At 54.1% G+C, this 24,047-nt stretch carries 29 protein-coding genes; 13 read left to right on the forward strand and 16 right to left on the reverse strand.

What is annotated here, in order from left to right; genetic code table 11:
- The 4 genes from cgtA to rplU form a co-directional block, all read right to left on the reverse strand.
- Complete coding sequence (cgtA, locus tag ACOTY9_RS14060; protein WP_014885381.1) at positions 1-1,173, reverse strand: Obg family GTPase CgtA; 1,173 nt, start codon at positions 1,171-1,173, stop codon at positions 1-3.
- Entirely contained in the window at positions 1,170-2,144 is a 975-nt protein-coding gene (locus tag ACOTY9_RS14065; protein WP_096217835.1) for a DMT family transporter, read from the reverse strand. The genes cgtA and ACOTY9_RS14065 overlap by 4 nt, the downstream gene beginning before the upstream one ends.
- Positions 2,145-2,239: 95 nt before the next feature.
- Positions 2,240-2,497 (reverse strand): 50S ribosomal protein L27, encoded by a 258-nt coding sequence (rpmA, locus tag ACOTY9_RS14070; RefSeq protein ID WP_004385076.1) that lies wholly within the window; start codon positions 2,495-2,497, stop codon positions 2,240-2,242.
- 19 nt (positions 2,498-2,516) lie between these two features.
- Entirely contained in the window at positions 2,517-2,828 is a 312-nt protein-coding gene (gene rplU / locus ACOTY9_RS14075; RefSeq protein WP_003025032.1) for a 50S ribosomal protein L21, read from the reverse strand.
- Between the two features lie 257 nt (positions 2,829-3,085).
- Here rplU and ispB point away from each other — a divergent pair, with 257 nt between their 5' ends.
- Positions 3,086-4,057 (forward strand): octaprenyl diphosphate synthase, encoded by a 972-nt coding sequence (gene ispB / locus ACOTY9_RS14080; protein WP_032629753.1) that lies wholly within the window; start codon positions 3,086-3,088, stop codon positions 4,055-4,057.
- Between the two features lie 229 nt (positions 4,058-4,286).
- Complete coding sequence (gene sfsB / locus ACOTY9_RS14085) at positions 4,287-4,574, forward strand: DNA-binding transcriptional regulator SfsB (protein WP_014885384.1); 288 nt, start codon at positions 4,287-4,289, stop codon at positions 4,572-4,574.
- Positions 4,575-4,635: 61 nt separating this feature from the next.
- On the opposite strand, the gene murA is transcribed toward sfsB, so the two are convergent.
- From murA to mlaF, 7 genes are all read right to left on the reverse strand, one after another.
- Entirely contained in the window at positions 4,636-5,895 is a 1,260-nt protein-coding gene (murA, locus tag ACOTY9_RS14090) for a UDP-N-acetylglucosamine 1-carboxyvinyltransferase (protein ID WP_032635434.1), read from the reverse strand.
- Positions 5,896-5,945: 50 nt separating this feature from the next.
- The gene (ibaG, locus tag ACOTY9_RS14095; RefSeq protein WP_008501458.1) at positions 5,946-6,200 is read right to left on the reverse strand and encodes a BolA family iron metabolism protein IbaG; all 255 of its coding nucleotides are present in this window, start codon (positions 6,198-6,200) and stop codon (positions 5,946-5,948) included.
- Between the two features lie 126 nt (positions 6,201-6,326).
- Positions 6,327-6,620, reverse strand: a complete 294-nt coding sequence (gene mlaB / locus ACOTY9_RS14100) for a lipid asymmetry maintenance protein MlaB (protein WP_014885386.1) — start codon at positions 6,618-6,620, stop codon at positions 6,327-6,329.
- Entirely contained in the window at positions 6,620-7,255 is a 636-nt protein-coding gene (gene mlaC, locus ACOTY9_RS14105) for a phospholipid-binding protein MlaC (RefSeq protein ID WP_014885387.1), read from the reverse strand. The genes mlaB and mlaC overlap by 1 nt, the downstream gene beginning before the upstream one ends.
- A gap of 17 nt (positions 7,256-7,272) precedes the next feature.
- Complete coding sequence (gene mlaD, locus ACOTY9_RS14110; protein ID WP_014885388.1) at positions 7,273-7,821, reverse strand: outer membrane lipid asymmetry maintenance protein MlaD; 549 nt, start codon at positions 7,819-7,821, stop codon at positions 7,273-7,275.
- 4 nt (positions 7,822-7,825) lie between these two features.
- Positions 7,826-8,608, reverse strand: a complete 783-nt coding sequence (mlaE, locus tag ACOTY9_RS14115) for a lipid asymmetry maintenance ABC transporter permease subunit MlaE (RefSeq protein WP_010436044.1) — start codon at positions 8,606-8,608, stop codon at positions 7,826-7,828.
- A 7-nt stretch (positions 8,609-8,615) separates the two neighbouring features.
- Positions 8,616-9,428: a phospholipid ABC transporter ATP-binding protein MlaF gene (gene mlaF / locus ACOTY9_RS14120; protein ID WP_014885389.1), complete on the reverse strand. Its 813-nt coding sequence runs from the start codon at positions 9,426-9,428 to the stop codon at positions 8,616-8,618.
- Positions 9,429-9,655: 227 nt separating this feature from the next.
- Between mlaF and ACOTY9_RS14125 the strand changes: the two genes are divergently transcribed.
- From ACOTY9_RS14125 to npr, 11 genes are all read left to right on the forward strand, one after another.
- Positions 9,656-10,633 carry a calcium/sodium antiporter gene (locus ACOTY9_RS14125; RefSeq protein ID WP_014885390.1) on the forward strand — a complete coding sequence of 326 codons (978 nt, stop codon included), beginning with the start codon at positions 9,656-9,658 and terminating at the stop codon, positions 10,631-10,633.
- 13 nt (positions 10,634-10,646) lie between these two features.
- Positions 10,647-11,633: an arabinose-5-phosphate isomerase KdsD gene (gene kdsD, locus ACOTY9_RS14130; RefSeq protein ID WP_014885391.1), complete on the forward strand. Its 987-nt coding sequence runs from the start codon at positions 10,647-10,649 to the stop codon at positions 11,631-11,633.
- A gap of 14 nt (positions 11,634-11,647) precedes the next feature.
- Positions 11,648-12,214: a 3-deoxy-manno-octulosonate-8-phosphatase KdsC gene (gene kdsC / locus ACOTY9_RS14135; RefSeq protein WP_023331400.1), complete on the forward strand. Its 567-nt coding sequence runs from the start codon at positions 11,648-11,650 to the stop codon at positions 12,212-12,214.
- Positions 12,211-12,786: an LPS export ABC transporter periplasmic protein LptC gene (gene lptC / locus ACOTY9_RS14140; RefSeq protein WP_014885393.1), complete on the forward strand. Its 576-nt coding sequence runs from the start codon at positions 12,211-12,213 to the stop codon at positions 12,784-12,786. The genes kdsC and lptC overlap by 4 nt, the downstream gene beginning before the upstream one ends.
- On the forward strand, positions 12,755-13,309 hold the full coding sequence (gene lptA, locus ACOTY9_RS14145; protein WP_023331402.1) for a lipopolysaccharide ABC transporter substrate-binding protein LptA: 555 nt from the start codon (positions 12,755-12,757) through the stop codon (positions 13,307-13,309). Before lptC ends, lptA begins: the two co-directional genes overlap by 32 nt.
- A gap of 6 nt (positions 13,310-13,315) precedes the next feature.
- Positions 13,316-14,041, forward strand: a complete 726-nt coding sequence (gene lptB, locus ACOTY9_RS14150; RefSeq protein ID WP_014885395.1) for an LPS export ABC transporter ATP-binding protein — start codon at positions 13,316-13,318, stop codon at positions 14,039-14,041.
- Between the two features lie 47 nt (positions 14,042-14,088).
- Positions 14,089-15,522 carry an RNA polymerase factor sigma-54 gene (gene rpoN / locus ACOTY9_RS14155; RefSeq protein ID WP_014885396.1) on the forward strand — a complete coding sequence of 478 codons (1,434 nt, stop codon included), beginning with the start codon at positions 14,089-14,091 and terminating at the stop codon, positions 15,520-15,522.
- Positions 15,523-15,544: 22 nt separating this feature from the next.
- Positions 15,545-15,832 carry a ribosome hibernation promoting factor gene (gene hpf, locus ACOTY9_RS14160; RefSeq protein ID WP_014171818.1) on the forward strand — a complete coding sequence of 96 codons (288 nt, stop codon included), beginning with the start codon at positions 15,545-15,547 and terminating at the stop codon, positions 15,830-15,832.
- Between the two features lie 82 nt (positions 15,833-15,914).
- Entirely contained in the window at positions 15,915-16,406 is a 492-nt protein-coding gene (gene ptsN, locus ACOTY9_RS14165) for a PTS IIA-like nitrogen regulatory protein PtsN (protein ID WP_008501443.1), read from the forward strand.
- A gap of 45 nt (positions 16,407-16,451) precedes the next feature.
- Entirely contained in the window at positions 16,452-17,306 is an 855-nt protein-coding gene (gene rapZ, locus ACOTY9_RS14170; protein ID WP_014885397.1) for an RNase adapter RapZ, read from the forward strand.
- Complete coding sequence (gene npr / locus ACOTY9_RS14175) at positions 17,303-17,575, forward strand: PTS phosphocarrier protein NPr (RefSeq protein WP_003861872.1); 273 nt, start codon at positions 17,303-17,305, stop codon at positions 17,573-17,575. The genes rapZ and npr overlap by 4 nt, the downstream gene beginning before the upstream one ends.
- 38 nt (positions 17,576-17,613) lie before the next feature.
- Here npr and mtgA read toward each other — a convergent pair whose 3' ends face one another.
- The 5 genes from mtgA to lptF all read right to left on the reverse strand — a co-directional run bounded on the left by mtgA (position 17,614) and on the right by lptF (position 23,873).
- Entirely contained in the window at positions 17,614-18,339 is a 726-nt protein-coding gene (gene mtgA, locus ACOTY9_RS14180) for a monofunctional biosynthetic peptidoglycan transglycosylase (RefSeq protein WP_023337859.1), read from the reverse strand.
- Positions 18,336-18,989, reverse strand: a complete 654-nt coding sequence (gene elbB, locus ACOTY9_RS14185; protein ID WP_014885399.1) for an isoprenoid biosynthesis glyoxalase ElbB — start codon at positions 18,987-18,989, stop codon at positions 18,336-18,338. The genes mtgA and elbB overlap by 4 nt, the downstream gene beginning before the upstream one ends.
- A 232-nt stretch (positions 18,990-19,221) precedes the next feature.
- On the reverse strand, positions 19,222-21,555 hold the full coding sequence (gene arcB, locus ACOTY9_RS14190; protein WP_014885400.1) for an aerobic respiration two-component sensor histidine kinase ArcB: 2,334 nt from the start codon (positions 21,553-21,555) through the stop codon (positions 19,222-19,224).
- Between the two features lie 135 nt (positions 21,556-21,690).
- Positions 21,691-22,773, reverse strand: coding sequence for an LPS export ABC transporter permease LptG (lptG, locus tag ACOTY9_RS14195; protein WP_014885401.1), 1,083 nt, complete (start codon positions 22,771-22,773; stop codon positions 21,691-21,693).
- Positions 22,773-23,873, reverse strand: a complete 1,101-nt coding sequence (lptF, locus tag ACOTY9_RS14200; RefSeq protein WP_348565945.1) for an LPS export ABC transporter permease LptF — start codon at positions 23,871-23,873, stop codon at positions 22,773-22,775. Before lptF ends, lptG begins: the two co-directional genes overlap by 1 nt.
- Positions 23,874-24,047 lie beyond the last annotated feature (174 nt).

The following is a 24,047-nucleotide window of genomic DNA, read 5'->3' on the forward strand; positions in this document are numbered from 1 at the left end:
TCAGTGCTTGTAGATGAACTCGACACCTTCTTCGTCGTCTTCATCCCAGTCATCGTCCCAGTCGTCTTCCTCTTCCGCTTCCAGCTCTTCAAGCTGCTGACGGTGGTAGTCATCCCACATGAATTCGACTTTTTCTGGCTGTTTCGCTTCTTCAGCCTGAACGACCGGGTTTTCGATGATAAAGGTCATCACATCCCAGCAGAGGTCTTTCACGCCAACCTGGCTTGCCGCGGAGATCAGGTAGTATTTATCTTCCCAGCCCATCGCTTCAGCAATCGCTTTAGCTTTCGCTTCCGCTTCCGCTTTATCCATCAGGTCGATCTTGTTGAAGACCAGCCAGCGCGGTTTAGACGCCAGTTTTTCGCTGTATTTTTCCAGCTCACCGATGATGATCCGGGCATTTTCAACCGGATCGGAACCATCAATAGGATCGATATCAATGAGGTGCAGCAGTACGCGGCAACGCTCAAGGTGTTTCAGGAAGCGAATGCCGAGACCGGCACCTTCCGCTGCACCTTCGATCAGACCCGGGATGTCAGCAACAACGAAGCTCTTCTCGTTATCCATACGGACAACACCCAGGCTCGGTACCAGCGTGGTAAACGGATAGTCCGCCACTTTTGGTTTCGCCGCAGAAACCGCGCGAATAAAGGTCGATTTACCGGCATTTGGCATACCCAGCATGCCCACGTCTGCCAGGAGCATCAGCTCCAGCTGCAGATCGCGCTTATCGCCCGGCGTACCCATCGTTTTCTGCCGCGGAGTACGGTTAACGGACGATTTGAAGCGGCTATTGCCCAGACCGTGCCAGCCGCCTTTTGCAACCATCAGGCGCTGACCGTGTTTGGTCATGTCACCCATGGTTTCACCGGTGCCCTGGTCAATCACGCGCGTACCAACCGGCACTTTAATGGTCACGTCTTTACCGCGTTTACCGGTACAGTCGCGGCTCTGACCGTTCTGACCACGTTCAGCGCGGAAGGATTTTTCGAAACGGTAGTCGATCAGCGTGTTGAGGTTCTCATCCGCCTCCAGCCACACATCACCACCATCCCCGCCGTCGCCGCCATCCGGGCCACCTCGAGGAATATATTTTTCACGGCGGAAGCTCACGCAACCGTTGCCGCCATCACCAGCCACAACCAGGATCGTTGCTTCATCAACAAACTTCATTTTACTCTCCGTAACTCATTCGCCTGAGCGGGGACCGCTTCATTTTTGCGCCAACGTCCCCAAAGACGATGACCAATGGCGGAATACATCGCGCCCGCAACCACGACAAACGCACCGAGATAGCCCAACAGGTTGAGCATCGGTCTGACGAAGACATCGGGCCAGGCCATTGATAACAAATCTGAAAATAACAGGGTAAACAGCGGAGTCAGCGTGATCAATGCGCTAACCTGTGCTGCCTGCCAGCGCGCCATTGCTTCAGCAAGCGCGCCATAACCAACCAGCGTGTTAAGCCCACAAAAAATGAGGCACGCCAGCTGCCAGTCGCTCAGCTGGGTAATGACACCCAGCTTTGCTAACGGCAATAATGCAACTGTACATAAAGTGTACAGCAAAAAAAGGATCTGCTGTGAGGCCAGGCGCCGCAATAACACCTTTTGCGCGACGCCATAGCTTACCCAGACCGTAGCTGCTCCCACACCAAAAATCACACCCCAGGTGTAATCCGTCAGGCGGGTAAAAATTTCGATCAGGCTGGTGTTAAAGAACATCACCAGACCACACAGCAACATGCTCGCCCCGATAATCTGCGTCCCACGCATCTTCTCCTTGAGGATAAACACGCTGGCGACCATCATGCCCACAGGTGAAAGCTGACCAATCACCTGTGACGCTGTAGGGCTAAGATACTGCAGAGAAGAGCTGAACAGGATGAAGTTACCAAACAGACCGCCCGTCGCGATAGCCAGCAGCACCAGCCAGCGCGGTTTGCGGAAAAGTCGCAAAGGCGGAAGCTTACCTTTGATAGCCAGAATGGCGCCGAGGCCGATGCTTGCCATCAGAAAGCGATAAAAGACCACCGTAGGCGGCTCCATCACTTCCAGTACTTGCTTCATTGCAATTGGCAGCGCACCCCAGCACATTGCGGTCGTGAGCGCCAAAAGAATACCAATGCCGGCCTGCTGCTTCATGCCCGTTTTCCCTACAGAAAATTTTCCGGGTTTCCAATGTAAAAAGCCCCGCAACACGTTGCGGGGCTTTAATCCGTTACCGGACCGAGAAAACCTTACTCAGCAACGATGCTGATGTATTTACGGTTGTTCGGGCCTTTAACTTCAAATTTCACTTTACCGTCTGCTTTAGCAAACAGAGTGTGGTCACGACCGCAACCTACGTTGTTGCCAGCGTGGAATTTGGTACCACGTTGACGAACAATGATGCTACCCGCCAGAACGGATTCGCCACCGAAACGCTTAACGCCCAGGCGTTTAGCTTCTGAATCGCGACCGTTACGTGTGGAGCCGCCAGCCTTTTTATGTGCCATTTAAATCTCTCCTCAGGTCTTAGGCGCTGATGCCAGTAATTTTCACATCAGTGAACCACTGACGGTGGCCCTGCTGCTTACGGTAGTGTTTACGACGACGAAACTTAACGATTTTAACTTTCTCGCCACGACCGTGAGCAACAACTTCAGCTTTGATAACGCCGCCATCAACGAAAGGAACGCCGATTTTGACTTCTTCACCGTTTGCGATCATCAGAACTTCTGCGAACTCAACAGATTCGCCAGTTGCGATGTCCAGCTTTTCCAGGCGAACGGTCTGACCTTCGCTTACTCGGTGTTGTTTACCACCACTTTGGAAAACCGCGTACATATAAACTCCGCTTCCGCGCACATCCTCGTATGATTCAGAGTGCGCTATAAATATTCACAATAGGGCGCGAATATTACGCAAAACGCGAGCCTTTGACAAGTGCTACCATCAATACATGAAGAAAAAAAACACAACACGTACGGTAACGTTTATCTGAGCCGTTTTTTCAGTACAATCAGCACTACTATTGATAAACCGAAACCCTTCGTTACCCCATTGAAGATGGGATCAACAGGATGAAAAGCCCGGCTTTTGCGATGAATTTAGAAAAAATCAATGAGTTAACCGCGCAAGATATGGCGGGTGTGAATGCAGCAATCCTGGAGCAACTCAACTCTGACGTTCAGTTGATCAATCAGTTGGGCTATTACATTGTCAGCGGCGGCGGTAAACGCATTCGCCCGATGATTGCCATTCTGGCAGCCAGAGCCGTTGGCTATCAGGGAAATGCCCACGTCACGATCGCCGCACTGATCGAATTTATTCACACAGCGACGCTTCTGCATGACGATGTTGTGGATGAATCCGATATGCGTCGCGGTAAGGCCACGGCCAATGCCGCCTTCGGTAATGCCGCCAGCGTTCTGGTCGGGGATTTTATCTATACCCGCGCCTTCCAGATGATGACCAGCCTGGGCTCGCTGAAAGTGCTGGAAGTGATGTCAGAAGCCGTAAACGTCATCGCTGAAGGCGAAGTGCTGCAGCTGATGAACGTCAACGATCCGGATATCACTGAAGAAAACTACATGCGCGTCATCTACAGCAAAACAGCACGCCTGTTTGAAGCGGCCGCGCAGTGCTCCGGCATCCTGGCTGGCTGTTCTGAGGCTCAGGAAAAAGGGCTCCAGGACTATGGTCGCTATCTGGGGACAGCCTTCCAGCTAATTGATGATTTGCTGGACTACAGTGCGGACGGCGAAACGCTCGGCAAAAACGTGGGCGATGACCTGAACGAAGGCAAACCGACCCTGCCGCTGCTCCATGCGATGCGCAACGGAACTGCAGATCAGGCGAAAATGATCCGTGAGGCGATCGAACAGGGAAATGGTCGCCATCTTCTGGAACCGGTACTGGAAACTATGGCGATCTGCGGTTCACTGGAATGGACGCGTCAGCGTGCCGAAGAAGAGGCTGATAAAGCCATCGCTGCCCTTCAGGTTATTCCAGACAGCCCGTGGCGTGATGCCCTTATTGGCCTTGCCCACATCGCTGTTCAACGCGATCGTTAATCCTTTCACGCCTCCCCGTTTCCATCGCGGGGAGGTTCTAAAACACCCCAGTAAATTCCGTATTCATGTAAATTCATCGGTTTAGAGACCGCATGAATAAAGGCATGTCTTATTCTGAATATCCCTTCAAGTAACGCGAACTTTTTAGAACAAGAGTTTGAAATGGGTATAGTAAGCCAGTCGTTTCAGAAGAAACGGCGTAGGTGAATCCGCACTTAAGGACAGCGTTATGGATACGAAATTTATCGACTGGCATACGGCAGATATCATTGCGGCACTGCGCAAAAGAGGGACGTCACTGGCAGCAGAGTCCCGCCGCCATGGTCTGAGTTCTTCCACCCTGGCCAACGCCCTGACCCGCCCCTGGCCAAAGGGAGAATTAATTATCGCGACGGCGCTGGAAACGCACCCGTGGGTGATCTGGCCCTCGCGCTACCACGATCCCATTACCCATGAATTCATCGACAGAACGCGCATGATGCGCCAGAGAAAGTTAAAGAAAGAACCACAGGAATAACGCGCTTTTTAGCAGGAACAGCAACCCCCCGGTCATCTCTGGCAGGGGGCTGCCGGAACGATTACTCGCCCTTCACACGCTCGATATTGGCACCCAGCGCGCGCAGTTTGTCTTCGATACGCTCATAACCACGATCGATGTGGTAAATACGATCCACCACCGTAGTACCTTCCGCAATACACCCCGCCAGCACCAGGCTTGCAGACGCACGCAGATCGGTTGCCATCACCTGAGCACCTGACAGTTTCTCCACGCCGTGGCAAATCACGGTATTGCTCTCGATCTCAGCATGCGCACCCATACGGATCAGTTCCGGTACGTGCATAAAGCGGTTCTCGAAAATGGTCTCTGTGATGAAGCCTGTCCCTTCGGCAACCAGGTTCAACAGGGTGAACTGCGCCTGCATGTCCGTTGGGAACGCCGGATGCGGCGCCGTACGTACATTGACCGCTTTTGGACGCTGACCGTGCATATCGAGGCTGATCCAGTCTTCGCCGATTTCGATATCCGCGCCTGCATCACGCAGTTTCGCCAGCACCGCATCCAGGGTATCAGGCTGCGCGTTGCGACAAACAATCTTACCGCCAGAGATCGCTGCGGCCACCAGGAAGGTGCCGGTTTCGATACGGTCGGGCAGAACACGATACACACCGCCGCCCAGACGCTCAACGCCTTCGATGGTGATACGGTCAGTACCCTGGCCGGAGATCTTCGCCCCCAGCGCCACGAGGAAGTTGGCAGTATCCACAATCTCAGGTTCACGCGCGGCGTTTTCGATGATGGTCGTGCCGTCTGCCAGCGTTGCCGCAGACATGATGGTGACGGTTGCGCCCACGCTCACTTTGTCCATGACAATGTGCGCGCCTTTCAGACGACCGTTGACGGAGGCTTTAACGTAACCTTCTTCCAGCTTGATCTCAGCGCCCAGTTTCTCCAGACCATAGATATGCAGATCAACCGGACGCGCACCGATGGCGCAACCGCCCGGCAGTGAAACCTGACCCTGACCAAAACGCGCCACCAGCGGGCCAAGCGCCCAGATGGATGCACGCATGGTTTTCACCAGATCGTAAGGCGCAGAGAAGTTGTTCACGTTGCTGGCATCGATCCAGACGGAACCGTTACGCTCAACTTTCGTGCCCAGCTGGGTGAGCAGCTTCATGGTGGTGTCGATATCTTTCAGCTTCGGTACGTTCTGAATTTCTACCGGCTCCTCCGCGAGCAGCGCAGCAAAGAGGATTGGCAGCGCGGCGTTTTTCGCGCCAGAAATTGTGACTTCGCCCTGGAGACGCGTTGGCCCCTGTACACGAAATTTATCCATTGTGTGCTCTCTTATAAATTCAACCGTGCTGCGGGCCTGTCGCCCTCAGCTCAAAAACCGTTTAGTTTGCGATCGCGTGCCCACTCTTGCGGGGTGAACGCTTTAATCGACAGGGCGTGGATGCGGTTATCCGCAATATATTCCATCAGCGGCGCGTACACAGCCTGCTGTTTCTTCACACGGCTCATACCGTCGAACATCTCACCCACAGCAATAACCTGGAAGTGACTGCCATCGCCAGTGACGTGGGCTTCCTGAAGGGAGAGTGCATTCATCAGCACTGTCTGGATTTCATGATTTTCCATGGGTTCTTAATCATCTGATAGTGAAAACAAGCCCAACATCTTAGAGCAAAGTGGCGTCGTCTTAAACAAGCAAAAAGCCCCGACGATGAAACTGTCAGGGCTTTCGGAAGTAACGCACTGAAAATATTAACGAGGCAGGACGTCCGGAGGCAAATTGTAGAGTTGGGCAAGGGTAACGACATTATCGCTCGCGCCATGAAGCCTGACGCTTGTCCCCTGCTTTTTCCCCACAGCGACCAGATGGGCGAGCAGCGCAACACCTGCCGTATCCACCCGCGTGACGTCGGTTAAGTCGATGAGCGTCACGCCCTGCATCGCGTCGTGGCGTTTATCCCACAGTGGGTTCAGCAGGTCCTGATCAAGTTCACCGGACAGCTTTAACGTCTCACCTTCACGCGACCAGCTGAGTTGCTGCGACATTACTTTTTCTCGTCCAGAGTAATTTTCTGACGCGCAATAGACTGCAGTTGCGCGGTCAGGCCATCAATACCTTTGGTGCGCAGCAGGTCACTCCACTCGTTCTGTTTGGTGGTGATCATGCTTACCCCTTCGGCAATCATGTCATAGGCCTGCCAGTGCCCGGTCTGGCTGTTTTTACGCCACTGGAAATCCAGGCGCACCGGTGGACGGCCGTTAGGATCGTTGATCGTCACGCGGATAGGCACAATGGTGGCATCACCCAGCGGCTGCTCGGGAGCAATCTGATAGGTCTGGCCGTGGTACATCGCCAGCGCCTGACCATACGCCTGTTTCAGGTATTCACGGAACGCAGCAAAGTAGGCTTCACGCTGCGCAGGCGTCGCATCTTTGTAATAACGTCCCAGCACCAGCGCACCAGCATATTTGATCTGCACATAGGGCAGCAGTTCCTGGTCTACCACGTCACGCAGATAATCAGGATTCGCGCGAATTTTTGGCTGTTCGTTTTTGAGACGGTCGAAGGTTTTCTTCGCAGCTTCGTCCATCAGTTTGTACGGGTTGCTTTGATCCGCAGCATGAGCCGCAGTCAGAGGAGCAATGACCAGCATGGCAACCATTAACAGTCGTTTAAACATGAATGACTTCTCCTGAATTAATTCGTCGCACCTGGGGTCGGCGCAGCGTTGGTATGGTCTTCACTCTGCGCAGGGGCATCGTCAGACTTTTTATCATCCCCTTTACTGTTGTAAAGGAACTGACCAATCATATCTTCCAGCACCATCGCGGACTTCGTATCCTGGATAACGCTACCGTCTTTAAGGATAGTCGTTCCAAGCTCAGGGTCTTCAAAGCCAACGTTGAGCGCCAGGTATTGCTCTCCAAGCAGGCCGGAAGTACGGATTGACAGGGAGCTGGTGTCCGGAATGTGGTTGTAACGCTCTTCGATATCCATCGCAACGCGCGGCAGATACGTTTTCTCATCAAGCGTTATGTCTGATACACGCCCGATAACAACGCCACCAATACGCACCGGTGAGCGCGCTTTCAGGCCGCCGATATTATCGAAGGTGGCATAGACACGGTATGTCGGCTCGGTGCGCACTGAGGTGATATCCGCCGCTCGCAGACAGATAAACAGTGCGGCCAGCAGCGCCAGCAGCAGAAACACGCCGACCCAAATTTCATTTTTTCTCGTTTGCATGAACTCAATTCCCAAACATCAGTGCGGTGAGCACAAAATCCAGACCCAGTACGGCCAGCGACGAATGTACGACAGTACGTGTAGTTGCACGGCTAATGCCCGCCGACGTCGGAATGGCATCATAACCATTGAACAAGGCGATCCAGGTGACCGTAATGGCAAATACCACGCTTTTAATCAGGCAGTTAACCAGATCCATTCGCAGATCGATGGCATCCTGCATGGCGGACCAGAAGAAACCGGCATCAATGCCTTTCCAGTGGACCCCCACCAGCGAACCACCCCAGATCCCCACGGCGACAAACAGAATAGTCAGTAGCGGTAACGAGATCACCCCCGCCCAGAAACGCGGAGAGATGACCCGACGCAGCGGGTCGACCGCCATCATCTCCATGCTGGAGAGTTGCTCGGTGGCGCGCATCAGGCCAATTTCTGCCGTGAGTGCTGACCCTGCACGACCGGCGAACAGCAGCGCCGCCACAACCGGCCCCAGTTCACGCAGCAGTGAGAGCGCCACCAGCATCCCGAGGCTGGTTTCCGCACTGTAGGTGGTCAGAACGAGGTAGCCCTGCAGCCCCAGCACCATACCGATAAACAGGCCGGAGACAATGATGATGAGCATCGACAGCACACCGACATTATAAAGCTGCCGCACCAGCAGAGGCGCGTGCTTGCGAAACTCCGGCTTGCCAACCAGCGCGTTGAATAACATTAATCCGGCACGCCCGAACGTCCTGATGGTTTTTATGCCACGGTGTCCAAGGGCGGCCAACGCATTTAACAGCATGAGTGGCTTAACTCCCTAATCCCAGTAAATCGTCACGATAATCGCCCGCCGGGTAGCGGAACGGTACGGGTCCGTCAGCAATACCATCGAGGAATTGCCGCACGCGCGGATCGCAATTTTCCTGAAGCGCCTGGGCGCTGCCGTGTGCGACGATCTTTTTGTCCGCCACGATATAGGCGTAATCGGCAATGCTCAACACTTCCGGTACATCGTGAGACACCACAATACAGGTTACGCCGAGCGCGCTATTTAGTTCAGAGATAAGCTTCACCAGCACGCCCATCGTGATGGGATCCTGTCCGACAAACGGTTCGTCGAACATGATTAAATCGGGTTCTAATGCAATGGCTCGCGCCAGTGCGGCACGTCGCGCCATCCCGCCAGACAGTTCTGAAGGCATCAGTTTCGCAGCCCCCCGCAGACCGACAGCTTCAAGCTTCATCATCACCGTGCTTTTCAGCAGTTCAGGCGGCAGGCTGGTATGTTCGCGCAGCGGATAAGCCACGTTATCAAAGACGTTCATGTCGGTGAACAGCGCCCCCGACTGAAAGAGCATACTCATACGTTTGCGGACAGTATACAGGCGCGAGCGCGACATCTCCGGGATGTTTTCGCCATCGAAGAGGATTTCACCGCTGTCAGGTGGTATCTGCCCACCAATAAGGCGCAGAAGGGTCGTTTTACCGATCCCGGACGGCCCCATGATGGCGGTAATTTTGCCACGCGGTACGGTCAACGAAATATCATCGAATATCAATCGATTACTACGCGAGAAACTCACACCGCGGACATCGACTAAATTCGCCATCGTTTGGCTCATTTATGGTTCCTTTCTTACCCTGCTCACGTTTAAGCGTGCAGCCTGAATCAGCCCTAAACTCAGCATTTTTACAGAATATTAGCCATTGAGGTTAGCGAAAGCTGGCATTTGTTTTACTTTTCCGGCGCATAAAGTCAAAATTAGGAATTCGTTACGCCTCAGACCGTATGCAGTCCAGCCATTCCCGCGCGATGGACCGACAAGTATACCTGAAGAAAGGACTTTTGATGCTTTTAGCAACAGCACTGTTAATAATTGGTTTACTTTTGGTGGTCTACAGTGCTGACCGTTTAGTGTTTGCTGCATCAATCCTGTGTCGCCTGACGGGCGTACCGCCGGTTGTCATCGGGATGACCGTTGTCAGTGTTGGCACGTCGCTTCCTGAAATCATCGTCTCTGTCTCGGCATCGTTGCACGGTCAGTTAGACCTTGCAATTGGCACCGCGATTGGCTCTAACATCGTCAACATCTTACTGATCCTGGGCCTGGCGGCGCTACTCCATCCATTTCGCGTGCATTCTGATGTTCTGCGCCGTGAATTGCCGCTAATGTTAATCGTAAGTCTGCTGGCAGGCTGCGTATTTTATGATGGCGTACTGAGCTACAGCGACGGCATTTTCCTGCTGGCGCTGGCCGTCATTTGGCTGCTGTATAGTGTTAAAATCGCCCGCCAGGCTGAGAAACTGGGTCATGACAGCCTCACGCGTGAGCAGGTCGCCGAACTCCCGCGCGAAGGTACGCTACCGGTCGCCCTGCTCTGGCTTGGCGTCGCGCTGATTATTATGCCGATGGCAACGCGCATGGTCGTGGATAACGCGACGGTGCTGGCGAACTTTTTCGCCATGAGTGAACTGACGATTGGCCTGACGGTGATTGCTATCGGCACCAGCCTGCCGGAGCTGGCCACCGCCATTGCGGGGGCACGTAAAGGGGAAGATGACATTGCCATTGGTAATATCATCGGTTCCAACATATTTAATATCGCGATTGTGATGGGTCTGCCGGCCCTGATTACGCCAGGGCCCTTCAACCCTCTGGCATTCTCTCGCGATTACGGAGTGATGTTGTTGGTCAGCGTGATATTCGCCCTGCTCTGCTGGCGGCGGCAACGACAGATCGGCAAAGGCGCAGGTGCGCTGCTGACAGGTGGATTTATCGTATGGATGGCGATGCTGTACTGGCTCTCGCCTCTTCTCTCTGGGTAAACGGAAACGCATTATGTCGCAAATAGAATTGCAGCCGGGTTTTGACTTTCAGAAAGCAGGCAAAGACGTTCTGGAGATTGAACGTGAAGGTCTGGCGCAGTTAGATCAGTACATTAATCAGGATTTTAGTCTGGCCTGTGAGAAGATGTTTTACTGTGCCGGTAAAGTCGTGGTGATGGGGATGGGCAAATCCGGTCATATTGGCCGCAAAATGGCGGCAACCTTTGCCAGCACCGGAACCTCCTCCTTCTTTGTCCACCCGGGAGAAGCCGCACACGGCGACCTGGGGATGGTCACGCCGCAGGATGTTGTCATCGCGCTGTCCAACTCCGGTGAATCCAATGAAATCCTGGCGCTAATCCCGGTACTGAAGCGCCTGCAGGTGCCGCTGATTTGCATGACCAGCCGCCCGGAAAGCAGCATGGCGCGTGCAGCCGATATTCACCTGTGCGTAAAAGTACCCAAAGAAGCCTGTCCTCTCGGTCTGGCGCCAACGTCCAGTACCACCGCGGCCCTGGTCATGGGCGATGCACTTGCCGTTGCGTTGCTGGAAGCGCGTGGTTTTACGCCGGAGGACTTCGCGCTTTCCCACCCGGGTGGCGCGCTGGGGCGCAAGCTGCTGCTTCGGGTAAACGACATTATGCACACCGGGGATGAGATCCCTCACGTCAGTAAAGAGGCCTCCCTACGTGATGCGCTGCTGGAAATCACCCGCAAGAATCTGGGCATGACGGTCGTGTGTGACGACCTGATGAAAATTCAGGGGATCTTCACCGATGGCGACCTGCGTCGCGTGTTCGACATGGGTGTAGATGTCCGTACACTTGGCATTGCCGATGTGATGACGCCCGGCGGGATTCGCGTGCGTCCGGGTACGCTGGCCGTGGATGTGCTGAACCTGATGCAGTCCCGCCATATCACCTCCGTTATGGTTGCCGATGGCGACCAGTTGCTGGGTGTGGTACATATGCATGATCTGCTGCGCGCAGGCGTAGTGTAATGAAGGATAAGACAATGAGTAATGCGGGTGCATCCCTTGCAACCTGTTATGGACCGGTTAGTACCCAGATGATGGCAAAGGCGGAAAATATTCGTCTGCTCATCCTTGATGTCGATGGCGTACTCTCCGATGGCCTGATTTACATGGGCAATCATGGCGAAGAGCTGAAAGCGTTTAACGTCCGCGATGGCTACGGAATTCGCTGCGCGCTCACCTCGGGTATCGAGGTGGCTATCATCACCGGGCGGAAAGCTAAACTGGTAGAAGACCGCTGTGAAACCTTAGGGATTACCCATCTGTATCAGGGGCAATCCGATAAAATGGCAGCGTTCAACGATTTACTGGGTAAACTGGCGATCGCGCCGGAAAACGTGGCCTATGTCGGGGACGATTTGATTGACTGGCCAGTGATGGCTGAAGTCGGTCTCAGCATTGCGGTTGCTGACGCTCACCCGCTGCTGCTCCCACGCGCTGACTACGTTACCCACATCAACGGTGGCCGCGGTGCCGTACGTGAAGTCTGCGACCTGCTTCTGCTGGCGCAGGGCAAGCTTGATGAGGCCAAAGGGCAATCAATATGAGTAAAACCAGACGTTGGGTTATCATTCTGCTTTCGCTTGTCGCACTGGTATTGATTGGCGTGAACCTGGCCGATCGCGACGATACGCAAAAGGAAGTGATCAACAATAACGATCCAACCTACAAAAGCGATCACAGCGACACCGTGGTCTATAGCCCGGAAGGTGCGCTGAACTATCGCCTGGTTGCCCAGCATGTGGAATATTTTTCCGATGAAGGCGTTTCGTGGTTTACCCAACCCGTCATGACCACATTCGATAAAGACAAAGTGCCGACGTGGTCAATTAAGTCAGATCGAGCCAAACTGACAAATGACCGTATGCTTTATCTGTATGGCCACGTTGAAGTCAACGCCCTGACCGCTGACTCGCAACTGCGGAAAATTACGACCGATAATGCCCAGATCAACCTGGTAACCCAGGACGTGACCTCGCAGGATCTGGTCACACTGTATGGCACAACATTTAATTCCAGCGGTTTAAGAATGCGCGGGAACTTACGCAGCAAGAACGCCGAGCTGATTGAAAAGGTTAGAACCTCCTATGAAATTCAAAACAAACAAACTCAGCCTTAAAGTAATTATCGCCAGCGCGATGCTGGCGGCCAGTCTCCCCGCGCTTGCTGTAACGGGCGATACCGACCAGCCGATCCACATCGAGTCTGACACTCAGTCCCTCGATATGCAGGGTAACGTCGTCACCTTCACGGGTAACGTCGTGATGACGCAGGGCACCATCAAAATTAACGCTGATAAAGTGGTCGTTACCCGTCCGGGTGGCGAGCAGGGCAAAGAGATCATTGATGGTTACGGCAACCCGGCCACCTTCTACCAGATGCAGGACAACGGCAAACCGGTGAAAGGCCGCGCCTCGCATATGCACTATGAGCTGGCGAAAGACCTGGTTATCCTGACCGGAAACGCGTATCTGGAACAGCTGGACAGCAACATTACCGGCGACAAGATCACCTATCTAGTGAAAGAGCAAAAAATGCAGGCCTCCAGCGAGAAAGGCAAACGCGTAACCACCGTGCTGGTTCCGTCTCAGCTGCAGGATAAAGGCAAGGGTCAGGCCCCGGCACAGAAGAAGAGTAACTAATTCGTTATGGCAACATTAACTGCAAAAAATCTCGCGAAGGCCTATAAGGGCCGCCGTGTCGTAGAAGATGTCAGTCTGACCGTCAACTCCGGCGAAATTGTGGGCCTGCTAGGCCCTAACGGTGCGGGTAAAACCACCACCTTCTACATGGTGGTTGGCATTGTCCCGCGTGATGCCGGCAACATCATCATCGATGATGAAGACATCAGCCTGCTGCCACTGCACGCGCGCGCGCGTCGTGGCATCGGCTATCTGCCGCAGGAAGCCTCTATTTTCCGCCGTCTGAGCGTCTTTGATAACCTGATGGCGGTTCTGCAAATTCGTGACGACCTGACCAGCGAACAGCGTCAGGATCGCGCCAACGAGCTGATGGAAGAGTTTCACATCGAGCACCTGCGCGACAGCCTGGGTCAGGCATTGTCCGGCGGTGAACGTCGTCGTGTTGAGATTGCGCGCGCGCTGGCTGCAAACCCGAAATTTATCCTTCTGGATGAACCGTTTGCCGGTGTTGACCCAATCTCCGTCATCGACATTAAACGTATCATTGAGCATCTGCGTGACAGCGGGCTTGGCGTGCTGATCACCGACCACAACGTGCGTGAAACGCTTGCCGTCTGTGAGCGCGCGTACATTGTGAGCCAGGGCAATCTGATCGCCCACGGTACGCCGCAGCAGATCCTCGAAAACGATCATGTTAAGCGCGTCTATCTTGGGGAAGACTTCAGACTCTGATAGGGTAGAGGTAACGTAACGCCGAACCGGAGAAAAATGCTCTGAACATGAAGCAAGGTTTGCAATTAAGGCTCAGCCAACAACTGGCGATGACGCCGCAGTTACAGCAGGCAATTCGTCTGTTGCAACTGTCCACCTTAGAACTCCAGCAGGAGCTCCAGCAAGCGCTGGACAGCAATCCCCTGCTGGAGCAAGCCGATCTTCATGATGAGGTAGATACACAGCAGTCCCAGGATACAGAATCGCTCGACACCGCAGATGCGCTCGAACAAAAAGAGATGCCGGACGAGCTTCCTCTGGATGCCAGCTGGGATGAAATTTATACCGCCGGCACCCCTTCCGGTACGCGTGCAGACTACCAGGACGATGAGCTACCGGTTTATCAGGGCGAAACCACCCAGTCGCTGCAGGATTACCTGATGTGGCAGGTGGAGCTGACCCCGTTCTCCGATACCGATCGTGCCATTGCCACCTCCATTGTCGACGCCGTTGATGACACCGGCTATCTGACCGTCACGCTGGACGACATTCTGGAGAGCATGGGCGATGAAGAGATTGAGCTGGAAGAGATTGAAGCCGTTCTGAAACGTATTCAGCGTTTCGATCCCGTAGGCGTGGCAGCGAAAGATCTGCGCGACTGCCTGCTGATCCAGCTTTCTCAGTTCAGCAAAGAGACGCCATGGCTCGACGAAGCACGCTTAATCATCAGCGATCATCTGGATCTTCTCGCTAACCACGACTTTCGTAGCCTGATGCGCGTTACGCGCCTCAAAGAAGAGGTGCTGAAAGAGGCGGTGAATCTGATTCAGTCCCTCGATCCGCGGCCTGGTCAGTCGATCCAGACGAGTGAACCCGAGTACGTGATCCCGGACGTGCTGGTCAGAAAACATAACGACCGCTGGGTCGTTGAACTGAACTCTGACAGCATCCCTCGCCTGCAAATCAACCAGCAGTACGCCTCCATGTGCACCAGCGCGCGCAACGACGCCGATAATCAATATATTCGTAGCAACCTTCAGGAAGCGCGATGGTTGATCAAGAGTCTGGAGAGCCGAAATGATACCCTGCTTCGCGTGAGCCGCTGTATCGTCGAACAGCAGCAGGCATTCTTTGAACAGGGCGAAGAATATATGAAACCGATGGTACTGGCGGATATCGCTCAGGCCGTCGAGATGCATGAATCAACCATTTCCCGCGTCACCACGCAGAAGTATCTGCACAGTCCGCGCGGTATTTTTGAGCTTAAGTATTTCTTCTCCAGCCACGTGAGTACCGAGGGCGGCGGCGAAGCGTCGTCAACGGCGATTCGCGCACTGGTGAAGAAGTTGATCGCCGCGGAGAACCCCGCGAAGCCACTGAGTGACAGTAAGTTAACCACCATGCTGTCCGATCAGGGTATTATGGTGGCACGTCGTACTGTTGCGAAGTATCGAGAGTCTTTATCCATTCCGCCGTCAAACCAGCGTAAACAACTGGTGTGACACAACCGATAAGGAAGACACTATGCAGCTCAATATCACAGGACACAATGTCGAGATTACTGAGGCCTTACGTGATTTTGTGAACGCTAAGTTCGCGAAACTCGAGCAGTATTTCGAAAGGATCAACCAGGTCTACGTCGTGTTGAAAGTGGAGAAAGTGACTCATATCTCGGATGCGACCCTGCATGTAAACGGGGGTGAACTCCATGCCAGTGCGGAAGGGCAAGACATGTACGCTGCTATCGACGGCTTGATTGATAAGCTTGCGCGACAGCTCAATAAACATAAAGATAAACTGAAACAACACTAATTGTCCGGGCAGTTAACGGGTGCAGGACGGCCTGTTGTGAAAAACAACAGGCCATTTGTACAGTTAGCGCTTAGGTGAAATTATGATGAACAACGATTCCGCTCTTCAACTGAGCAATGTCCTTAACCAGGAATGTACCCGCAGTGCCGTTCACTGCCAGAGCAAAAAACGTGCGCTGGAGATCATCAGTGAACTGGCTGCAAAACAGCTGGGCCTGCCGCCGCAGGTGGTGTTCGAAGCGATCCTGACCCGTGAAAAGATGGGCAGTACCGGTATCGGCAACGGCATCGCGATCCCGCACGGCAAACTGGAAGAGGACACCCTGCGTGCCGTCGGTGTGTTTGTGCAACTGGAAACGCCAATTGCCTTTGATGCCATTGATAATCAGCCCGTCGATCTCCTCTTCGCGCTGCTGGTTCCTGCCGACCAGACCAAAACCCATCTGCACACGCTTTCGCTGGTCGCTAAACGTCTGGCCGATAAAACCATCTGCCGTCGACTGCGCTCAGCCCAAAGTGATGAAGAGCTTTATCAGATTATCACTGAAGCAGAAGGCAATCAGGATGACGCGTAACCAGGAGATGGCCTTCACATCTGTTGTCCTGAGGAGAAACGGAACATGGTGCTGATGATTGTCAGCGGTCGTTCAGGGTCGGGGAAATCCGTTGCCCTGCGCGCGCTGGAAGACATGGGTTTTTACTGCGTAGATAACCTGCCGGTGGTGTTATTGCCCGATCTGGCGCGTACCCTGGCGGAGAGACAAACCTCTGCTGCCGTCAGTATCGACGTTCGTAACATGCCCGAGTCGCCTGAAATCTTCGAGCAGGCAATGAGTAACCTGCCTGACGCATTCTCGCCTCAGCTGCTGTTTCTCGATGCCGATCGCAATACCCTGATCCGCCGCTACAGCGATACCCGGCGTTTGCACCCGCTTTCCAGTAAAAATCTCTCGCTGGAAAGCGCCATCGACGAAGAGAGCGATCTGCTGGAACCGCTGCGTTCACGCGCCGACCTGATTGTCGATACCTCAGAGATGTCCGTTCATGAACTGGCGGAAATGCTGCGTACCCGCCTGCTGGGCAAACGCGAGCGCGAACTGACGATGGTGTTCGAATCCTTTGGCTTTAAGCACGGTATTCCGATTGATGCGGACTATGTTTTCGACGTGCGCTTCCTGCCGAACCCGCACTGGGATCCTAAACTGCGTCCTATGACCGGCCTGGATAAACCCGTTGCGGCGTTCCTCGACAGGCACACAGAAGTTCACAATTTTATCTACCAGACGCGAAGCTACCTTGAGCTATGGTTACCTATGCTGGAGACAAACAATCGTAGCTACCTGACGGTGGCGATTGGCTGTACCGGCGGTAAACATCGTTCGGTCTACATTGCCGAACAGCTGGCCGACTATTTCCGCTCGCGCGGCAAGAACGTTCAGTCCCGTCATCGCACGCTGGAAAAACGTAAAACATGACCGTAAAACAAACCGTTGAGATCACCAACAAGCTGGGAATGCATGCACGCCCGGCGATGAAACTGTTTGAGCTGATGCAGGGTTTTGATGCAGAAGTTCTGTTGCGCAATGATGAAGGCACCGAAGCGGAAGCGAACAGCGTTATCGCCCTGCTGATGCTGGATTCTGCCAAAGGGCGCCAGATTGAGGTCGAAGCCACCGGCCCTCAGGAAGAGGAAGCGCTGGCGGCGGTGATTGCGCTGTTTAATGCCGGGTTTGACGAAGATTAGGTCTGCCATTCTGGCGGGTGGCGCTGCGCTTACCCGCCCTACATCAGATGATTACGCTGCATAAACCCCTCTCCACCCAGCTGTCGCATCTGACGCATGATCCACGCCTGACGGCTTCGCACGTAGCCTGATGGGGCACTGGCCTTAAAGCGAAGAGGATTAGGCAGTACAGCGGCTAACAGCGCGGCCTCCGACATGCTTAGCCTGCTGGCAGGTTTATTAAAATAGCGTTGTGATGCAGCTTCGACACCAAATACCCCCTCCCCAAACTCGGCAATATTGAGATAGACGGTCAGAATGCGCTTTTTGCTCCAGACTGTTTCCATTCCCAGGGTCAGCCCCGCTTCCAGCCCTTTTCGCACCCAGCTTCGGCCATCCCACAGGAACAGATTTTTTGCCGTCTGTTGCGACAGGGTAGACGCACCGCGCACGCGATTTTCATGGCGTTCGTTATGGGCAAGCGCCTTTTCAATCGCGGCCACATCGAACCCCCAGTGCTCCGGGAACTTCTGATCTTCCGCCGCGATGACTGCCAGCCCCATCCACGGTGAGATCTCGTCCGTACTCACCCAGTCAGAATGCGCGACATAGCCAAAATCACCGGAGAACCACGCGCTGAGCTGACGCTCAACCATAACGGCTGAAAACGGTACTGGCAAAATGCTGAACACGGCCAGTCCGCCTCCCCAGAACACCGCCAGCACGAGTACGATGCGCAAAAGAAGGTATTTCACCCATTTTCCTGCGGAAGACTGTCGGCTCATTCCGTCAGCACCAGTACCCGGGCTACCAGTTTTTCAATACCCTCAGCCGCTTGCGCGATATTCTGCGCCAGCATGTACGCGGGCGTGGTGACGATTTTGTTCTCTTCATCCACGACAATGTCATCGACCGGGCACGGAACGTGTTCGCCACCCATCTCCTCGATGACCTCAGCAGTATCGATATCGGTCCCGATTGTCAGCCGTAACGGGAAATCAAAAATGTTTGGCAGCATGGCCGGTGCAATGCAGATAAAGCCCAGCGGCTTACCCGCCGCATGCATCGCCTGCGCCAGCGCTTTTAAATCCGCGTCCACCTTGCAAGCCGCGCCTTCAGCAGCAAAAGTGCTGAGATTTTTCGCGGCACCAAAGCCACCCGGCACAATGAGCGCATCCAGTTCAGCAGCATTTGCCTGGGCCAGCGGACGAATTTCTCCCCGGGCAATACGCGCGGCTTCAATCAACACATTACGGGTTTCGGCCATTGGCTCGCCGGTCAGATGGTTAATGACATCCGCCTGATTTTTATCTGGCGCAAAACACATCACCTCTGCGCCCTGTTTTGCCAGAGCCAGTAGGGTAATTACGGCTTCATGTATCTCTGAGCCATCATAAACACCGCATCCGCTCAGGACGACACCCATTTTTTTCATCTTGACGATCCTTCTTTGCAACTTGCTGAAGCACATTAATAATTTTGATTAAAACGCTATGCTTCACACATTTCACTGATTCATGTAACAAACCATTTAAGATTTGCTATCTTATCTGCGTGCGGCCTAAATTTTTCAGGCGGCGCCCATTCGAAAATAACGTTTAAAAACAGGCGCAGCCACGATTTCCCTGGTGTTGGCGCAGTATTCGCGCACCCCGGTTAAACCGGGGTCATTTTTTTCTGGCGTCCACCCAGGCTTTAAGCACCGCCACATCGTTCTGCCACTCTTGTTTCATCTCTTCAACCCAATCACCCACGTTATCTTCCCAGGCGGGTAAATCAGGCGACTGAATCTGTTGGCCCAGCTGCTGCAGGTGGCGTAACCCGACCGAGCCGGCGGCCCCTTTGATTTTATGCCCTTCTTCCACGATGCCCTTCTGGTCCCGTGCCGTCAGGTTTGACTCCAGCACGCTCAGATAGCCCGGCATCATTTTTTCAAACACAGCCAGACCGTCGGTAATCAGTTTCGGGCCGACCAGGTCAATGTACTGCTCCAGCATCGCGGTATCGAGTATCGTTTGGGCTTTTGCGCTATCAACAGACGTCATGGTGCTCTCCTCTTCATCACGGGTATCCCAGAACTTCTTGATCATGGCGGTCAGAGCAGGCACCGCCAGCGGCTTGCTGAGTACATCGTCCATACCGGCGTCGAGATACTCTTTTTTGTCTTTCAGTACGTTTGCCGTTAGCGCCACCAGCGGCGGCAGTTCGTCAGCCGCGTACTGACGCGTCAGTTCACGCGAGATATCCAGCCCGGTCATATCCGGCAACTGGATATCCAGCAGAACGAGGTCATATTCGCCCGGTGTAAACATCTCCAGCGCGGCTTTACCGGTCATTGCCACATCCACGCTGTTGCCCAGTTTTTCCAGCACCGAGCGCGCCACAATGACGTTCAGCTCAATATCTTCCACCAGCAGGACGTGCAGGGCTGGCAGCGGCATATCGTCGTTTTCAAAGGTATCCTCAACTTCTTCCGCCACCGCTGGCGCATGCACCGTCAGCGTAAAGGTCGATCCTTTGCCCGGCTGGCTGGCAACGGTAATATCACCGCCCATGCTCTTCGCCAGCCGTTTAGACACCGCCAGGCCAATACCGGTCCCGGTGGCAGGTTTTCCGCCGTTGCTGTCCTTCACCTGGTAGTACATCGCGAAAATTTTGTCCTGCTCTTCCTGTGGAATACCGATCCCGGAGTCCTCCACCTCGAAGTGCAGCATGTCGCCTGCGTCATAGCGGATACGCACCGCCACCTGCCCTTTCTGGGTAAATTTCACCGCGTTGCTGATCAGGTTCCACAGGATCTGGCGCAACCGCGTACCGTCGGTAACCACTTTATGCGGCAGCGGCAGGGTGGGCTCCATGACGAACCTCAGCCCTTTCTGCTGCGCCTGAAGACCAGACAGATTTTCCAGATCGGCAAGGAAACTGGTGAAATCAATCGGCTGGTTATCAAGCTGAACCTTACGGCGTTCCATCTTATCCATATCGATAATATCGTTGAAGATATTACCCAGCGTAACCGCCGAGACATGAATTGTTTTCAGGTACTTTTCCTGCTCTGCAGTGAGATCGGTATCCAGCAAAATACGGCTCAGCCCCACAATGCCATTGAGCGGCGTACGCAGTTCGTGGCTAATGGTGGAGATAAAGGTGGTTTTATCGCGGCTGGCGCGCTCCAGGGCATCCTGATAGCGCTTACGCTCGGTGATATCACGGCCGAAGCCCATCAGGCCGTGGCGTTTCCCTACGCGGTCATAATAGGGCACCTTACGGATCTCAAAGCAGGCTTTGCGGCCATCCGGATAATCCAGCCACTGCTCGTAGGTCAGCGAGACGTTATGGCGGAACACTTTTTCGTCCGTTTCCATAACCTTGGCGGCCGCCTCCTCAGAGTAAACGTCCTGCGGCTTCAGGTGAATCAACTGCTTCTCGCTTTTTCCGGTCAGGAGTTCCATCGCCCGGTTACAGCCGGAAAACTCTTTATCTTCGTTGCGGTAGAACACCAGATCCGGCGAAGCATCCAGGAACGAACGCAGGAAAGAGGATTGCTGCTCAAGCTGGATCTGCGTCACCTCGCGCTCTTTCATTTCAACTTTCAGCTGTTCCAGCGTGGCCTGACGCTCCGCCTCCGCCTTCTCACGATCTGAAATTTCCTGATTCAGCTGCGCAATGTTGTCTTTAAGCTGAACGTTGAGTTTCAGATCGCGCTCGCGCATCTCCTCCAGCTTATCCACCAGTTTTGACAAGCGCTGACGGGACTCCTCAAGCTGTTCAACCACGACGGAAAGGAAATAGACGGCCCAGGGGGTAATAAGCAAGCCAAAGAAGATAGAGCGGATGACGTCGATACTCTCGACCTGGCCATGCAGAACCATGGTGACGGCCATTTGCACGACAATGGCCAGAACGACCAGCGCCAGCGCCAGCAGCATGGAGAAACGCACCAGCCCAAGCTTCATCATCAGGTCGACGTAATACTGGGCAAGCATTCGAATTTGCTTCATAGAGGATCCCTTCACGACTTTATCGCTCAATAATACTCAAATTCGGGGCAGGACGTTGAAGGTTGTGAGAAAAAGTGCGGGGTGAAACAGGAGATTAGCCTCGCTCCCGGTCAACCGGAAGCGAGGAGAGGTCTGTCAGGAGCGTTTCAAAAGCAGCCAGAGGCTGATCAGGAAGAAACTGGCACTCGGTAGCAGCGCGCCAATAATCGGCGGGATACCGTACACCAGCGTCAGCGGTCCGAAGATCTGATCGAGAACGTAGAAGACAAAGCCGAAGCTGATCCCCGTTACCACGCGCACGCCCATCGGTACGCTACGCAGCGGACCGAAGATAAACGACAGCGCCATCAGCATCATTACGGCCACGGACATCGGCTGGAAGATCTTGCTCCACATGTTGAGCTGATAACGTCCGGCATCCTGCCCGCTCGCCTTCAGGTACTTCACATAGTTGTGCAAGCCGCTGATAGAGAGCGCATCAGGATCCAGCGCCACGACGCCGAGTTTATCCGGCGTGAGGTTGGTCTTCCACGTGCCGCTGACGGTCTGCGAACCGGTGATCTGTTTTGGATCGGTCAGGTCAGATTCATCCACCTGCGACAAACGCCACTGCTTATGTTCGGGGTCAAACTTTGCCGAAGAGGCATGTCGTACTGACTCCAGGCGGCGCTGGTCATTGAAGGCGTAGATGCTCACGCCGCCCAGTTCATCATCGCCTTTTACCCGTTCGATGTAGACGAAGTTTTTACCATCTTTCGCCCACAGCCCTTGCTGCGTCGAGAGTAGTGAACCACCGTACATCGCCTGAGCACGATAGTTACGCGCCATCTGCTCGCCCTGCGGTGCCACCCACTCACCAATCGCCATGGTCAACAGCACCAGCGGGATAGCGGTTTTCATTACCGACAGCGCAACCTGCATACGGGTAAAGCCTGAGGCCTGCATCACCACCAGCTCGCTGCGCTGTGCCAGCATGCCTAGCCCGAGGAGTGCCCCCAGCAGGGCCGCCATTGGGAAGAAGATCTGCACATCTTTTGGCACGCTGAGCAGGGTGTACATCCCCGCGCCCAGCGCGTCATAACTGCCCTGCCCGGCTTTTTTCAGCTGGTCGACAAATTTGATAATGCCGGAGAGCGACACCAGCATGAACAACGTCATCATGATGGTGGTAAAAATGGTTTTACCGATATAGCGGTCAAGAACGCCAAACGCCTGCATTAGATGGCTCCTTTACGCGAAAACCGGGCACGTATGCGGCGCACTGGCACCGTATCCCACAGGTTTAATCCCAGCGCCAGTAAGATGTACAAGCTGTTAACGAACCACGTCCAGACCATAGGATCCAGCTTACCCTTCGCGCCGTTAGAGCGAATAGAGGTTTGCAGCAGGAAATAGATCAGATAAAGCAGCATCGCTGGCAGCATAGAGAGCACGCGCCCCTGACGCGGGTTCACCACGCTCAGCGGTACCACAATCAGTGCCATCATAAACACGGTGAATACGAGCGTAATACGCCAGTGGAACTCCGCACGCGCTCTGTCGGTGTTAGTGTTCCACAATGTACGCATATCCATTTGCTCGGTATCCGTCGGATCGAGCGCCACCGCCTGATGGCCGATAATAGCCTGATAGTTCTGGAAATCCGTAATACGGAAGTCGCGCAGCATCGCGGTGCCTTCAAAGCGAGTGCCTTTATTCAGCGTGACAATCTGCGAACCATCTTTACTCTGCGCCAGCTGACCGGAATCTGCCACCACGACGGATGGACGCGCGTTACCTTTAGGTCGCAGCTGGGCCAGGAATACATCGTTGAATTTACTGCCGTCAACGCTCTCAATGAACAGCACAGAGTTACCGTCGGTCGCCTGCTGGAACTGCCCCTGCGCTAACGCCGCCATGCCGGGGTTCGCTTTCGCTTCGGCCAGCACTTCGTCCTGATGACGAGAAGACATGGGGCCCGCCCACATTACATTCACTGCCGCCACGATCCCCGTGAACAGCGCCAGTATCATCGCCGCTTTCACCAGTACGGCTTTGCTCAGGCCACAGGCATGCATCACCGTGATTTCACTCTCGGTGTACAGCTTGCCGAGCGTCATGAGCAGGCCGAGGAAAAGACTCAGCGGCAGGATCAGCTGCGCCATTTCCGGGATCCCTAAACCAAGCAGGGAAAGCACCAGATTCGTTGGAATTTCGCCGTCAACGGCCGCACCGAGGATCTTAACCAGCTTCTGACAGAAAAAAATCAGCAGCAGGATGAAGAGGATCGCCAGTTGGCTTTTGAGCGTCTCCCGCACCAGATATCTTATGATTATCACTTTAAATACGCCCGTAAAAACCCGTCTCTTTGCTGGAAAATCGCTTGTTTCATGGCTTAAACGTCATTTATTCTCTTGAGTCGTCGAAATCATCGCTAAGATTAAAACATCCGGCGGATTCACGCTTCAGGACTTTTTCTGACGTGTCGAAACCGTAGTAACGTAAGATTAACA

The organism is Enterobacter cloacae complex sp. SHL012, assembly GCF_049237505.1.
Taxonomy (GTDB): domain Bacteria; phylum Pseudomonadota; class Gammaproteobacteria; order Enterobacterales; family Enterobacteriaceae; genus Enterobacter; species Enterobacter kobei.

Coding starts and splice junctions, on each gene's coding strand:
- cgtA (WP_014885381.1), bottom strand. CDS start 1,173: ATGAAGTTTGTTGATGAAGCAACGATCCTGGTTGTGGCTGGTGATGGC.
- ACOTY9_RS14065 (WP_096217835.1), bottom strand. CDS start 2,144: ATGAAGCAGCAGGCCGGCATTGGTATTCTTTTGGCGCTCACGACCGCA.
- rpmA (WP_004385076.1), bottom strand. CDS start 2,497: ATGGCACATAAAAAGGCTGGCGGCTCCACACGTAACGGTCGCGATTCA.
- rplU (WP_003025032.1), bottom strand. CDS start 2,828: ATGTACGCGGTTTTCCAAAGTGGTGGTAAACAACACCGAGTAAGCGAA.
- ispB (WP_032629753.1), top strand. CDS start 3,086: ATGAATTTAGAAAAAATCAATGAGTTAACCGCGCAAGATATGGCGGGT.
- sfsB (WP_014885384.1), top strand. CDS start 4,287: ATGGATACGAAATTTATCGACTGGCATACGGCAGATATCATTGCGGCA.
- murA (WP_032635434.1), bottom strand. CDS start 5,895: ATGGATAAATTTCGTGTACAGGGGCCAACGCGTCTCCAGGGCGAAGTC.
- ibaG (WP_008501458.1), bottom strand. CDS start 6,200: ATGGAAAATCATGAAATCCAGACAGTGCTGATGAATGCACTCTCCCTT.
- mlaB (WP_014885386.1), bottom strand. CDS start 6,620: ATGTCGCAGCAACTCAGCTGGTCGCGTGAAGGTGAGACGTTAAAGCTG.
- mlaC (WP_014885387.1), bottom strand. CDS start 7,255: ATGTTTAAACGACTGTTAATGGTTGCCATGCTGGTCATTGCTCCTCTG.
- mlaD (WP_014885388.1), bottom strand. CDS start 7,821: ATGCAAACGAGAAAAAATGAAATTTGGGTCGGCGTGTTTCTGCTGCTG.
- mlaE (WP_010436044.1), bottom strand. CDS start 8,608: ATGCTGTTAAATGCGTTGGCCGCCCTTGGACACCGTGGCATAAAAACC.
- mlaF (WP_014885389.1), bottom strand. CDS start 9,428: ATGAGCCAAACGATGGCGAATTTAGTCGATGTCCGCGGTGTGAGTTTC.
- ACOTY9_RS14125 (WP_014885390.1), top strand. CDS start 9,656: ATGCTTTTAGCAACAGCACTGTTAATAATTGGTTTACTTTTGGTGGTC.
- kdsD (WP_014885391.1), top strand. CDS start 10,647: ATGTCGCAAATAGAATTGCAGCCGGGTTTTGACTTTCAGAAAGCAGGC.
- kdsC (WP_023331400.1), top strand. CDS start 11,648: ATGAGTAATGCGGGTGCATCCCTTGCAACCTGTTATGGACCGGTTAGT.
- lptC (WP_014885393.1), top strand. CDS start 12,211: ATGAGTAAAACCAGACGTTGGGTTATCATTCTGCTTTCGCTTGTCGCA.
- lptA (WP_023331402.1), top strand. CDS start 12,755: ATGAAATTCAAAACAAACAAACTCAGCCTTAAAGTAATTATCGCCAGC.
- lptB (WP_014885395.1), top strand. CDS start 13,316: ATGGCAACATTAACTGCAAAAAATCTCGCGAAGGCCTATAAGGGCCGC.
- rpoN (WP_014885396.1), top strand. CDS start 14,089: ATGAAGCAAGGTTTGCAATTAAGGCTCAGCCAACAACTGGCGATGACG.
- hpf (WP_014171818.1), top strand. CDS start 15,545: ATGCAGCTCAATATCACAGGACACAATGTCGAGATTACTGAGGCCTTA.
- ptsN (WP_008501443.1), top strand. CDS start 15,915: ATGATGAACAACGATTCCGCTCTTCAACTGAGCAATGTCCTTAACCAG.
- rapZ (WP_014885397.1), top strand. CDS start 16,452: ATGGTGCTGATGATTGTCAGCGGTCGTTCAGGGTCGGGGAAATCCGTT.
- npr (WP_003861872.1), top strand. CDS start 17,303: ATGACCGTAAAACAAACCGTTGAGATCACCAACAAGCTGGGAATGCAT.
- mtgA (WP_023337859.1), bottom strand. CDS start 18,339: ATGAGCCGACAGTCTTCCGCAGGAAAATGGGTGAAATACCTTCTTTTG.
- elbB (WP_014885399.1), bottom strand. CDS start 18,989: ATGAAAAAAATGGGTGTCGTCCTGAGCGGATGCGGTGTTTATGATGGC.
- arcB (WP_014885400.1), bottom strand. CDS start 21,555: ATGAAGCAAATTCGAATGCTTGCCCAGTATTACGTCGACCTGATGATG.
- lptG (WP_014885401.1), bottom strand. CDS start 22,773: ATGCAGGCGTTTGGCGTTCTTGACCGCTATATCGGTAAAACCATTTTT.